Source organism: Frigoribacterium sp. PhB107 (genome assembly GCF_003751515.1).
GTDB lineage: Bacteria > Actinomycetota > Actinomycetes > Actinomycetales > Microbacteriaceae > Frigoribacterium.
Window position 1 is genome coordinate 482,383 of the sequence record NZ_RJKU01000002.1, and the last position, 12,936, is coordinate 495,318.

Consider the following 12,936-nt stretch of genomic DNA (forward strand, 5'->3'; position numbering starts at 1 on the left):
CCCTGGAAGTTGACTCGGTCTTCGTCCCGTCACCGGGTTGGCCGCCGTTCGTCCTGCCACCCGTCCTGTGGATCGTCTGCGCCCTGGTCGGCTTGCTCGCTGTCGCTGAGATGGTCAGCGGGGGGCCCGAGTCCCTGCTCCGCCAAAGATCGGGACTCATGGCATACGTCTTTGCCGCAGACGTGGCGTCGAATTGGATCTACAGCATCGGATTCCTCGACGGTTTTACCTGGACGTCACCAGCGACTTGGGCAGCAGGCACGACGGCTCTGGCCAGCCTCACCGCCAGCGTTGTCTCTGTAGGCCGCGTCGTCGATTGGGCACGACCAGATGTTCGTCGGTCTCAGCGGGGTGTCCGATGAAGGGGGCAGGGTACGTGACCCGCGACTCCGGGGCGCGGGGCGCCTCCTACTCGGTCGTGGTGCCGCCGGGGTTCATCCGCATCCCGGGAGGCGCAGGGCCGGAGACGGCGCTCGCGACGGTGCTCGATCAGCTGTACGAGACCAGCCCCGGTCCCGAGTTCGAGACGCGCTTCGTCGACGCCCTGCGGCGGGTCGGCGACGCCGACGTGCACCACGCGGTGCTCGACTCGTACGTCACGGCCGGACCCGTGCCGGACGCGGGCGTGGCGTGCAGCATCGTCTTCGCCGCCGTGCCCGTCACGCGCAGCGCGTACAGCGACCTCGACCGGCTGCTCCTCGCGCGGGTCGCTGCCGGTGCGACGCCCACCGTGGTGGGAGGCGACCCCGCGGTGTCGTGGGAGCTCGAGGCTGCGGCGCCGCACGAACGCGAGCGGGTCCTCCGGCGGCGAGCCGTCCTCGCCCGCGTCGTGGGGCACGACCACCTGCTGGTCTCGATCGTCCTCACCGTCGTCGCGGATGAGGCGCCCGAGGCTCCGGGCCGCGGACAGGTGGCCGACGCGTTCGTCGAGCTCTTCGACGCGGTGCTGACGACCGTTCGATGGCGCGACGACCGAGGCCGCCTCATCACTGATCGGCCGGTCGAGTGACGCCCGCCCTCGTCACCCCACCTCCCTCGACCTGCCCACAGCCCGACACCGACCAGGAGAACGCCCCATGACCGACTCGCCTCACGCCGTGGCCCCGCGGGACGACCCGCCGATGGAGATCCTCGTCGGGTACGACGCGACCACGTGGATCTGCCTCCCGCCCTCGTGGCCGCACCAGGGCCACGAGGGGCCGCGCTCGTGGGTCGCCGCCACCGTTCGTGACGTGTGCACGAGGTCGCTCGGCACCACACGGGCGAACGAGCGTTGGCTGACGAGGACCCTCGAGCACCTCGCCGAGTGGCAGGACGAGAACGAGCTCAAGTACCTGCACCTACCGTCCGTCACGAGCGAGTTCATGCTGCTCCGCATCCAGTACGCCTTCTGCGAGGGGGACCGTGACGACCTGCTGCGACGCCTCGTCCTCACGACGGATCTCGACGCTCTGGAGCCTCCCGTGCTGCAGGAGGTCACCGCCCACGGTCTCGAGCGAGGACTGCGGGGCCTGGTGCACGCCGACGTCGCCGGTCAGCTGACCACGATGGTCGTGACCGCGTTCCGGTCCGAGCCCTTCGACCTGCGCATCACCTGCGAGCTCGGTCCGCCGGAGAACGTGCCGCTGCTCCTGCCCGTCGTCGACGACTTCATCGACGGCATCAGCGTCGTCCGAGCGGAGTGAGGCTCTCGGCGACCGTCCTCGACGTGTCGAGCGGCCAGCAGGCCGACGTGGTCTGGGAGGTGAGTCTCGACACGACCGTCGGTCAGCTCATCGCGTCGGCGCTGCCGCGCCTCGGAGCGGGGGCGACCGCCGATCCACACGCATCGGGGCACGGGGCGGTGACCGTCGACGGCCGTGCGGTGGCCCTCGACGTGCGCGTGGCGCAGGGGCTCGTGCTCGAGGGGAGCGTGCTGACGATCGGTGCGCCTCCCGGGCCCGCGCCCCTGCCCGACGACGGGCCCAGCATCCGCGTCGTCGGAGGGCCGGGGGCCGGGACCGTCTTCGTCGTCGATCCCGGTGTGTGCGTCGTCGGGTCGTCTCCGCGGGCCACGGTCCGTCTCGACGGCGACGTGCCTGCCTTCGCGGCCGTCCTCCGTCTCGACGGCGCGGGGCGCTTCACGATCGAGCCCGCACTCGGGACGGAGGGTGGCGGGACGGCCCACGACGGGCTCGCCGACAGCCCAGTCGTGACCGTCGACCGGCGACCGCTCGTCGAGTCCGTCCCGCTCGACGAGTCGTCCGTCGTGCGCATCGGGAGCGTCCTGCTCGGGGTCGCCGCCGGACGCCGGCCAAGTGCGGCGCTCCACCTGGCCAGGAGCGGGACGCACCTCGAGTTCGCCCGACCGCCACGGCTGCTCCCCGAACCGCCGCCGACCGCCTTCCGCTTGCCGCCCGAGCCGCAGGCGCCGGCACGGCGACCGCTCCCGGTCGTCGCAGCCTTGGCCCCGCTCGCGATGGCCGGAGTCATGGTCGGCCTCTTCGGTCACCTCATGTACCTCGCCTTCGGCCTGATGTCGCCGATCGTGCTGGTCGCCAACTACGTGTCCGACCGGCGGAACGGGAGGTTGACCCACCGACGGAGACTCGACGAGCACGAGGCGGCGACGTCGTCGGTGCTCTCCGCAGCAGACGACGCCGTGCACCAGCTCGAGCAGGAGCGGCGAGCGAGCTGCCCCGACCCTGCCGCCGTGCTCGACATCGCGATGCGTCGTCGTGCCCGGCTGTGGGAGCGTCGCCGCGCCGATCCGGATCACCTCGTCCTCCGTGTCGGCACGGCGGACCACCCCTCGGGCGTCACCATCGACGACCCCCGTGAGCTCGAGCACCTGCGGACCGTCGCCCGCGAGGCGCACGCCGTCCCCGTCACCCTCGACCTGCCCCGCTGCGGGGTCGTGGGGATCGCCGGCCGTGACGAGCACGCCCGCCCGCTCGCCGCGTGGCTGCTGGCGCAGATCGGCGTGCTGCAGAGCCCGCGCGACGTCGAGGTCGTGCTGCTCACCTCGCCCTCCGGCGAAGAGCACTGGTCGTGGCTGCGATGGCTTCCGCACACCCGTCCCGGCGCCGGCGGCTCGTGCTCGATCCGGGTGGGCCACGACGCGGAGGGGGTCGCTCGCAGGCTCGCCGAGCTCTCGGCTCTCATCGAGGCCCGGCGGCGAGCGGCCCGGGAGACGCGCGGAGCGGCCGACCACGACGCCCCCGACGTGGTGGTCGTCGTGGATGGGGCCCGGCGGCTGCGCAGCCTGCCCGGGCTCGTCACCGTGCTCAAGGAGGGGCCGTCGGTGAGGGTCTGGGCGATCTGCCTCGACGTCGACGAGCGCTCCCTGCCCGAGGAGTGCGTGGCCGTCGTCTCTGCCGGGGCGCACCGGCACGGCGTCGCCGCACAGCGCGCGACGAGCGTGCAGGAGGTGCTCGCCGACGAGCTCCCGGAGGGCTGGCACGAGACGGTCGCGAGGGCCGTGGCGCCGGTCGTCGAGGTCGACCACGAGGGCGAGGCAGGCGGCCTGCCCTCGACCTCTCGCCTCCTCGACCTGCTCGGTCTGGACGAGCCGGACGCTCGTGCCGTCCTGGACCGCTGGCGACGACTCGGCCCGAGCACCCGCGTCGTGCTCGGAGAGAGCATCGACGGCCCGTTCGCCGTGGACCTCTCCGCGGACGGCCCGCACGCCCTGGTCGCGGGAACGACCGGGTCCGGCAAGTCCGAGCTGCTCCAGAGCCTCGTGGCGTCGCTGGCCGCGACGAACGACACCGACGCGATGACGTTCGTCCTCGTCGACTACAAGGGCGGCGCTGCGTTCCGTGACTTCGCGCTGCTCCCGCACACGGTGGGGACGGTGACCGACCTCGACGGCCACCTCGTCGAGAGGGCGCTCACCTCGCTGCGCGCCGAGCTCCACCGTCGTGAGCTCGTCCTGGCGGCGGCTGGCGCCAAGGACGTCGAGGACCACGCAGACCAGGTCGCCCGTGGGCAGCTGACGACCGCCCTGCCGCGGCTCGTCATCGTCATCGACGAGTTCGCCTCCCTCGTGCGCGAGCTGCCGGACTTCGTCACCGGTCTCGTGGACATCGCCCAGCGTGGACGCTCCCTCGGCATCCACCTCGTCCTGGCGACGCAACGGCCCACGGGCGTCGTCTCGGCTGACATCCGTGCGAACACGGCCCTGCGCATCGCCCTGAGGGTGACGGACCCGTCCGAGAGCACGGACGTCATCGATGCCCCCGACGCCTCCGCGATCTCTCCGTCCACCCCCGGGCGGGCCTTCGTCAGGCTCGGCGCGGGCGCGCTCCTGCCCTTCCAGGCCGGACGGGTGGGCGGACGAGCGCCCGGCGCCGTCGTGACGCAGCCCGGCCCCGTCTGGAGCTGCCGTCTGGCGTGGTCGACGATCGGCGCGCTCCCGGAGCTCCCTCCCCAGGACGTGCGGGCGGACGACGACGAGGTCACCGATCTCGCGCGCGTGGTCGCCGCGGCGGCCGCTGCCCACCGGCTCAGGGGAGGCTCGGCCCCGCACCGACCCTGGCTCGACGCCTTGCCCGACGTGGTGCTGCTCGACGACCTGCCTCAGACCCCCGTCGAGAGGCTGGCCGGCCGGACCGAGCGCCCAGGGGAGCAGGCCGCGGAGCTCGCGTCGTTGCCCTTCGGCCTGCAGGACCACCCTGCCCGACAGGCGCAGGAACCGGCAGTCCTCGACCTCGACGCCTCCGGTCACCTCTTCCTCGTCGGAGCGCCCCGATCGGGCCGCTCGCAGGTGCTCCGGACACTCGCTGCCTCGGTGGCCGAACGGACGTCGTGCGCCGATGTGCACCTCTACGGGATCGACTGCGGCAGCGGAGCGCTCCTGCCGCTCGCGGCCTTGCCGCACACCGGCGCGGTCGTGCAGCGCAGCGAGGTGGACCGTGTCCGGCGTCTGCTCGCGCGCCTCGTCTCGGAGACTCTGCGGCGGCAGGACGAGCTCGCCCGGCAGGGGCACGGCGGCGTCGCCGAGCAACGACGCGCGTCGGTCCTCGCCGACCGCATACCGCACGTCGTGCTCATGATCGACCGGTGGGAGGGTTTCACGGCATCGCTCGGCGAGCTCGACCACGGGGAGCCCGTGGAGCAGGTGACGTTCTTGCTGCGCGAGGGTGCCGGTGTCGGGGTGCACCTCGTGGTCACGGGTGATCGACAGCTCATCACCGGTCGGCTCGCGACGATGGTCGAGGACAAGCTCGTCCTGCGACTGGCGGACCGCGCTGACTACGGGCTCGCCGGCCTGTCGCCGAGGACGCTGCCGGAGAGGATCGGAGACGGGCGGTGCTTCACGTCGGAGACGGCCGTCGAGACGCAGGTCGCACTCCTCTGCGACGATCCTGCTGCCAGCGCCCAGGCCGAGTCCCTGCGGGTCCGCGGCGCGTTCGCGACGGAGCGGGACAGGACTGTGCCGGCGGCCCGTCGCCCCTTCCGTCTCGAGCGCCTCGACGGGCCGGTGGCGTTCGGCGAGGCCTGGGCTCGGCGCTCGCCGGGGCTCCGGGCCGATGCCATGGTCGCCATGGTCGGTCTCGGGGGCGACGACATGGGCGTGGTCGGCCCCGACCTCGCCGCCGGAGCAGGGACTTTCCTCGTTGCAGGGCCCGGTCGCAGCGGACGGAGCACCGTGCTCCTGACGATGGCACGCTCCCTCCTGGCACAGGGCGTCGAGCTCGTCGTCGTCGCCCCGCGTGCCTCGCCGCTCCGTGAGCTCGAGTCCGTGCCCGGCGTCCTCTCGGTGCTCGCGACGGCGGCCGTGTCGGCCACCGACCTCGCGCCGTGGTTCGACGGTGGGCAGCGGCGCCGTGTGCTCGTGGTGGACGATGCGGAGACGGTCAAGGACTGCCCCGCTGCTGCCTGGCTGGCCGGCTTCGTCGCGTCGTGCGCGGAACGGGGGCAGGCTGTGGTCGCCGGAGGATCCTCGGCCGAGCTGGCCCACGGATTCACGGGGTGGCACGTCGACCTGAGACGGGCCCGCTGCGGAGCGCTGCTGAGCCCACAGGTGCCGGCGGAGGGCGACCTGATCGGGGCAGTCGTGCCCCGGAGCTCGCTGTCCGTCCGCCCTCGGATCGGAGTGGCTCAGGTCAACGTCGGCGACGGTGTCGTCCAGCCGGCCCAGGTGCCCGTGCCGTGAGCCGGCCGTCGTCCAGCAGCCCCGCCTGGTCATCGAAGGGCGGTCCCGGTCGTGGTCGGCTGACCGGAGCCAGCCGCGAGCGCGAGGCCCTCGTGGGATCGGAGTCGGCGACGACGCCGGCCGACGTGCGCACCTGCCGCGCCCGCGACGAGGAGCCCTCCGGCGAGCGAGATGCCGAGGGCGAGACCGCCAGCTCCGGACCCCGTGAAGGCGAGTGCGGCCGGCACCACGGGTGCGATCGGCGGTGCCTCGACGCGGAACGACTCGGACGCGTGCACCCGCATGTCGGTGAAGGCCGGGACGACCTGGTGCGAGTCGGGCCCCGGGGCCGTTCCCGGCGACGTGTAGACGAACGCGTACCCGCCGACGTCGCGGGCCACGAGGCACGGTGTCTCCACGTGGCCGGCGCCGGTCAGCGTCGTCGAGACACGTCCGGCCACCAGTCCTGCCGTCTCGAGGTCGCGGACATCACCAAGGTCGGTGTCGACGGCGGGCAGCTCGGCGAACGGGCCGATGAGCAGCGTGTCGACCACCACCTCCTCGACCTCGGGGTTCCACCTGCTCACCTCGAGCGAGTCGCTCACGCAGGTGTCCGGCGCGACGACCGATGCACCGACGACGGCTGTCTCGATGTCCGGTGCCCAGGGCACGACGGTGGTCTCCGAGGCTGTGCCGAACGCGGACCGCCAACCGTGCAGCCGGTCGCGCCCCTCCTCCTCGGCCGTGTCGGCAGGGTCGATCGACTCGACCCACGTGTACCAACCGCCAGCCGGCAGCGCGCACGCTGGGGTCGTGTACGTGCCGGGGCCCTCGACCACGCGGACCTCGACGTCGCAGACCGCAGGTGCGTCCACGGGCCAGTCGGCAGACTCGACGGGCCGTGCGGAGAACGGGCCGAGCAGACGGCTCCGGACGGTCACCGGGATGGGCGCCCAGCCTCCGTCGACCTCGATCCGCCCCCACTCCGACAACAGGCCGTCACCCGGCTCGACCGTGAGGGTCAGCTCATCGGTGACCTCCGTGCCCGCATCGGCGACGGCGTCGCTCGCCACTGTCGAGACACGCGGTCGGAACGGCAGCGGGGACAGCGCCGTGGCGCTCGCCGAGCCCGTCGCGGTGACGCTCGTGCCGCCGGTGAAGAGGATCATCTGGGACCCTGCCGGGCTGCTGCCCACGGTCATCACCCGGCCGTAGGGCAGGTCGTCGAAGCGCGCCTCGGCGCCCACGACGATCTGAGGGAGGTCGCCGACGGCCCGGAACGAGACCGTCTCGCCGTTCTGGACGGAGGAGGCGCTGCTCCCGTCCGCGAAGACGGCGCCTGACAGCGTGACCGAGCCAGCGGGCCCGGGCGGGAGCTGTCCTGGGCCGCCCGCCACACGGTCGACCGCGACGTCGGCACGGAGGGTGCCGGTGCCGTCCGGCTGCAGGTCGACCGCCATCGACGCCGAGACCGACGTCGATGCCTCGCGAGCGGCCTCGTCCAGCATCTGCTGCATCTTCTCGAGGACGATCGGCCACCGCTCGTTCGCGCGGCCTGCGTAGTAGCGAGCGCTCCGGCCGGCGAGGCCGGTGATGCTCCACACGGCGAGCTGGCCGGCGGCAGCGGTGTCCTGGTCGTCGGTCCCGGCCCAGGTGCGGGCGATGTAGGCGAGCCGAGCGTGGTCGTCGCTGGAGATGTCGAAGACGTCCGGGCCGGTCGCGGTGTCGTACTCGTTGCCGACCGGTGACGACTTGCCGGCCTCCAGGCAGAAGGCCTTGCGGCCGTCGGCGAGCAGGTACGTGCCGAGGTAGGAGACGCCGTCCCCACGCCAGAGGTACCCGGTGCCGAGGCCTGTCGACGTGACGGCCCTCGCGGGCGAGGCGAGCGCGAGCGGTGCGACGAGCACCGCCAGGAGGAGCAGCAGGAGGGACAGGAGCAGGAGTCGCGGAGCCCGTGGCGGGGCGGTCTGAGGTGTCATGCGACGACGATGACGGGACGGGCCTGCGGGCATGACGCCCGCCTCCTCGTTCTGTGGACGTCAGCGCAGGGACGCTGCTCGGTGGAGGGAGCAGGGGAGGCATCGACGCGGCGTGAGCCGTTGGTCGATGCGAGCTGTGGAGGTGTCGGCGTGTGTCCGTGGCTGGCCGGGCCGCCGCCGCCCGTTCCCGTCGCTGAGCCCGGACGTGACGACGCCCGCCGACCGGGGTGCGGTGGGCGGGCGTCGTGGTGGTGTTTGGCGCTACTCGGTCTCGTCGAGGTCGACGTCCTGGTCGCCCAGGTCGTTCTCGGCCAGGCTCGGCTCGACCTCGCGCGGCGAGCCGCCGGTGGGGCCGTCGTTGCCGTCGCCGAGGCCCGGCAGCACGGTCTCGCCGGCGACCGCGTCGTTCGTGACGATCTGCTGGCTCTCCTCGAACTGGGTCTCCTCGTCGTAGGGCTCGTCGCCCGAGGATGCGGGGGTCTGGGTGTCGCTCATGGTGCGTCCTTCCGGTCGGTGGTGCGGTGCTGCGGGTGGGGGAGCGGCTCAGGCCAGGCCGAGCTGCTGCATCAGGCCCGCCTCGTCGGTGGCGCCCCAGCGCTCGACGAGCAGTTCCTTGCTGCGGGCCGCTGCGGTGAACCGGGTCATAAACCGTGCCAGCCGTCGGTGCCTAACGGCTCTTCCGCGTCACCGGTCGGACGCTCTGATCTGATTGTGGCGTCCCCAATGCGCCGACGGATCGGGTGTGGGGTGAGGATGCGCCGGACGAAGGAAGGGGAGAGGGGCACCCACGGGTCGTGGGTGCCCCTGCTATGGGAGCGTTTTTCTCGTTGTCGCTGCCCGGTTCGGTGAGTCGTCTAGTTACGACTGCGGGCTCGCCTTCGGAGAACGATCCAGCGAGCTGTGTAGAGCACGACGGCCACTCCGATGAGGATGTAGCTGAGGATCTTTGCGAATTCGGATGAACCGAAGGCGCCGAAGAGGGTCATCAATCCAAGAACGGCGAGCGTAACGGCAGCGACCCAGTAGGCCACGTCGAACCTCGGTACCCGCTCAGGTGTGTGCGTAGTCCGTTTCATGGGTGTCCTCTCTGGTTCGGGTCAGGCGTAGCAGCGGATGTAGACACCGTGCATGCCGGTCACGATCGGTGCCCGGATGCCGCGGACGCCCACGCATTGGCCTCGCGAGACGGCAATCTTCGCCTGGGCCCACATCGCCGTCACCACGACCGCGCACGCCGGTGCCGCCGGGCCCATCAACGGGCAGACGGTATGTCCGACCAGGACGTTGTTAGCCAATGCTCGCGTTTCTGCGCGTGTGAGTTCCAGGGTGCAGAACGCGCCACCGCACACGAAGCGCGGATCGGCAACCACGGGGTAGGCCGCCCCCTGGTGCTCGACGTGCTGGGTCAGAGTGTTGCCCTCGACTGTGTAGTGCGTGGGGACTTCGGCGCCGGTGGCGTCCTTCGCCCACGGGGGAAGGATCGAATTGACGAGATTTCCGCCGCCGTCGAGGACGCTGACGCCGCCTCCCTCGACGAGCTCGAGGACAGCAGGTTCATCCCCGACCTCGATGTCGTAGCTGTACTCCGTCGGTGCGCCGGCGTCGAGGGAGATCGAATAGCCCGCAGTGTCGGACGCGCTCAGCGCGAAGGCTGAAGAGTCCGTGTCGGCGAAGACGGCCAGGCCGTCGGGGGTCACCGATGCTGCTGACGACTCCGTCACGGGCACGGTTGTGATGGTGTCGCCGGACGCATCTGAGTCATCAACGGGGAGAGTGAGACCCGTCTCGGCTGAGACCAGCGCCCCGCTCTCGATCGCGGCCGTTCCCGCCGGCGCTGAGGTCTCGACCCCGACGTTGGTGAGCGCGGCTTCGAGCTGGGCGACGTCGAGCTCGGAATGGGCAGACGCGCTGGTTGCTCCGAAGCTGACCCAGAGGGCCGCCGTCACTGCGACGACGCCGGCTGCTAGTCCGGTCTTCCTTAGGCCAAGGGTGCTGAAAGTAGAACTCATTGAAACCTCCAGTTGGGATGTACCCATCTGTCTAGTGGCCCAATACTTCATTAAACAATCTTGACATTTCAGAATCTTGCAGTTCAGTTTCCGGAGCGGATTTGACACCAAGGCGAGCTGACTAGGCACGAAGCTCTAGGCCACGACGAAACCATGGGGTTCGATTGGCTGTCTCGAGGGAAGTCCTCGGCTTGAAGGGCCATAGGCATTCGTCTAACCCGGTCACGACGACGCCCGCCCGCCGCTGTGCGGTGGGCGGGCGTCGTCGTGCAGGGCGCTATTCGGTCTCGTCGAGGTCGACGTCCTGGTCGTCGAGGTCGTTCTCGGCGAGGCTTGGCTCGGCTTCACGCGGCGAACCACCCGTGGGGCCGTCGTTGCCGTCGCCGAGGCCCGGCAGCACGGTCTCGCCGGCGACCGCGTCGTTCGTGGCGATCTGCTGGCTCTCCTCGAACTGGGTCTCCTCGTCGTAGGGCTCGTCGCCCGAGGCTGCGGGGGTCTGGGTGTCGCTCATGGTGCGTCCTTCCGATCGGTGCTGCGGGGTGCTGCTGGTGGGTCAGAGGGTCAGGCCAGGCCGAGCTGCTGCATCAGGCCGGCCTCGTCGGTGGCGCCCCAGCGCTCGACGAGCAGGCCGTCGTCGTCGAAGCGACCGACCTGGATGCCGCGCACCGTGAAGCTCTTGCCCGTGGCCTGGTGGCCCTGGAACGGCCCGGTGTGCGTTCCCTTGATGGTGAAGACGGCGGTCACGTTCTCGTCGTCGGCGACGAGCGTCTCGACGGCTAGGTCGGCGTCGGGGAAAGCGGTGAAGAAGTCGCTCCAGAACGCCTTGATCCCCTCGACGCCCGCAGGCGCACCCGGCGCCGGGTCGTGGTCGACGACGGCGGCGTGGAAGCCCTCGCCGAGCCGGTCGATCTCGCGGGCGGTCAGGATCTCGCCGAGCAGCTGCTGGGTGGCGAGGTTCTTCTCTTTCGACATGTGCATCTCCGTGTTCTGGGTCGGTCAGATGGTTCTCGTCTACTCCGCCAGGGTGAGCAGACCGTCAGACGGCCGTGAGCAGGTGGTGCTCCGCGACCGCCTCCAGCGCGAGCACCTTGTAGCCCTCGCCCTCGAAGAACACCGTCATGCGGTCGCCCTCGGTGCTCATCACCGTGCCCTCGCCCCAGGCAGGGTGCGAGACACGGGTGTCGGGGTCGAAGAGGGGAGCGTGCGCCGGGTCGTCGACCCGCGCCTCCTCGGCGTCGGCCGGGCGGTCGGGCTCGGCCGCGGCGGCACGGCAGTCGTCGCAGTTGCCGCAGCGCTCGGGCGCCTCCTCACCGAAGTAGCCGAGCAGGAACCGCCGACGGCAGCCGTGCGACTCGGCGTACGTGCGCATCATCTCGATGCGCGACTTCTCGACCCGCTCCCGGCCCTCGGCGACCTGGCGCGCCTGCTCGGCCGCCTCCTTCGACGCGAGGTCGGTCGTGACCTCGTAGCCCGTCTTGCTCTCGGCGACCACGCCCGCCTCGAGCAGCAGGTCGACGAGGCGCGAGACCTGCCGCGGCTTCAGCTCGGTGGCCTCGCTGATCGCCTTGCGCTTGACGGGACCCGAGGAGGCGCGGATCGCCGCGTGCACCCGCCGCAGCTCGGCTCGTGACGGCAGCCCCGCCGCGAAGAACGACCGCAGCGACAGATCCTCCGCCCGGTAGTGCAGGGTCGCGTCGGCCGGCTCGCCGTCACGACCGGCCCGACCGATCTCCTGGTAGTAGGCGTCGAGCGACTCGGGCACGTCGGCGTGCACGACGAACCGGACGTCGGGCTTGTCGATGCCCATGCCGAAGGCGCTCGTCGCGACGATCACGTCCATCTCGCCGGCGTGGAAGCGCTCGTGCAGGGCGCCCCGCTCAGCCGAGCGGAGGCCCGCGTGGTACGCCTCGACGGTGCGGTCGGGGCAGCGGTCGGCGATCTGCTCGGCGTAGCGCTCGCTCTCCTTGCGGGTGGCGACGTAGACGATGCCCGGCGTCGTGAGCTGGGCGACCTGCTCGACGATCGCGCGGCGCTTCTCGGCCTCGTCTCCGTGGCGGTGCACGGCGAGCGACAGGTTCGGGCGGTCGAAGCCGCGGCTGATCACGAGCGGGTCGCGCAGCCGCAGCCGCTCGATCACCTCGTCGCGCACCGGGCCGGAGCCGGTCGCTGTCAGCGCGAGCACCGGGGGTCGGCCGAGCCGCTCGACGATCTCGCCCAAGTGCAGGTAGTCGGGCCTGAAGTCGTGACCCCACGACGACACGCAGTGCGCCTCGTCGACGACCAGCAGGGACACGCCCGCCCGCGCCAGCCGCTCGACCGTCTCGTCGCGGGCCAGCTGCTCGGGGGCCAGGAACACGTAGGTGACCTCGCCAGCGTCGACGCGCCTCCAGCTCTCGTCGTTCTCGTCGTCGGTGTGGCCCGAGTTGACGTCGACGGCGGGCGGGGCGTCGGGGTGCCCGACGAGCCCGGCGACCTGGTCGGCCTGCAGGGCGATGAGCGGCGAGACGACGACGGTCGGGCCGTCGAGCAGCGCGCCTGTGACCTGGTAGATCGCGCTCTTGCCGAAGCCCGTGGGCATGATGCCGAAGGTGTCGCGCCCCGCGAGCAGGGACTCGACCGCCTCGACCTGGGCGGGCTTGAGGTCGTCCCACCCGAAGAGGCGGGCGGCGACGTCGGCGATGCGGTCGCGGGTCGTGGTCTGCTCGTCGGCGCTGACGGGGCGGGTGGCGCGGCGTGTGCGGCTCGTGCTGCGGGCGGTGCGAGTGGTGGTCATGCGGCGTCCTCGTGGTGCGTCCCGGCACCGGAGCGCGCCGAGACGGTCCATACGATG

General features: G+C 71.6%; 9 protein-coding genes. 3 read left to right on the forward strand and 6 right to left on the reverse strand.

Translation table 11 applies throughout. From position 1 onward, the window contains the following. The first annotated feature begins 376 nt into the window (after positions 1-376). The 3 genes from EDF18_RS10490 (at position 377) to EDF18_RS10500 (ending at position 6,139) form a co-directional block, all read left to right on the forward strand. On the forward strand, positions 377-1,009 hold the full coding sequence (locus EDF18_RS10490) for a hypothetical protein (RefSeq protein WP_148050081.1): 633 nt from the start codon (positions 377-379) through the stop codon (positions 1,007-1,009). 67 nt (positions 1,010-1,076) lie between these two features. Further along, entirely contained in the window at positions 1,077-1,685 is a 609-nt protein-coding gene (locus EDF18_RS10495; RefSeq protein ID WP_123547748.1) for a hypothetical protein, read from the forward strand. A gap of 23 nt (positions 1,686-1,708) precedes the next feature. Continuing rightward, entirely contained in the window at positions 1,709-6,139 is a 4,431-nt protein-coding gene (locus EDF18_RS10500) for an FtsK/SpoIIIE domain-containing protein (RefSeq protein WP_148050082.1), read from the forward strand. 29 nt (positions 6,140-6,168) lie between these two features. On the opposite strand, the gene EDF18_RS10505 is transcribed toward EDF18_RS10500, so the two are convergent. From EDF18_RS10505 to EDF18_RS10530, 6 genes are all read right to left on the reverse strand, one after another. Further along, positions 6,169-8,097: a thioester domain-containing protein gene (locus EDF18_RS10505; RefSeq protein WP_123547750.1), complete on the reverse strand. Its 1,929-nt coding sequence runs from the start codon at positions 8,095-8,097 to the stop codon at positions 6,169-6,171. 261 nt (positions 8,098-8,358) lie between these two features. Continuing rightward, positions 8,359-8,592 (reverse strand): hypothetical protein, encoded by a 234-nt coding sequence (locus EDF18_RS10510; RefSeq protein WP_123547751.1) that lies wholly within the window; start codon positions 8,590-8,592, stop codon positions 8,359-8,361. Between the two features lie 602 nt (positions 8,593-9,194). Next, a complete protein-coding gene (locus EDF18_RS10515; RefSeq protein ID WP_148050083.1) occupies positions 9,195-10,106 on the reverse strand; it encodes a hypothetical protein in 912 nt (303 codons plus the stop codon). Between the two features lie 277 nt (positions 10,107-10,383). Next, complete coding sequence (locus tag EDF18_RS10520; RefSeq protein WP_123547753.1) at positions 10,384-10,617, reverse strand: hypothetical protein; 234 nt, start codon at positions 10,615-10,617, stop codon at positions 10,384-10,386. 50 nt (positions 10,618-10,667) lie between these two features. Further along, on the reverse strand, positions 10,668-11,078 hold the full coding sequence (locus EDF18_RS10525) for an ester cyclase (protein WP_158614661.1): 411 nt from the start codon (positions 11,076-11,078) through the stop codon (positions 10,668-10,670). 64 nt (positions 11,079-11,142) lie between these two features. Beyond that, on the reverse strand, positions 11,143-12,879 hold the full coding sequence (locus tag EDF18_RS10530) for a RecQ family ATP-dependent DNA helicase (protein ID WP_123547755.1): 1,737 nt from the start codon (positions 12,877-12,879) through the stop codon (positions 11,143-11,145). Positions 12,880-12,936 lie beyond the last annotated feature (57 nt).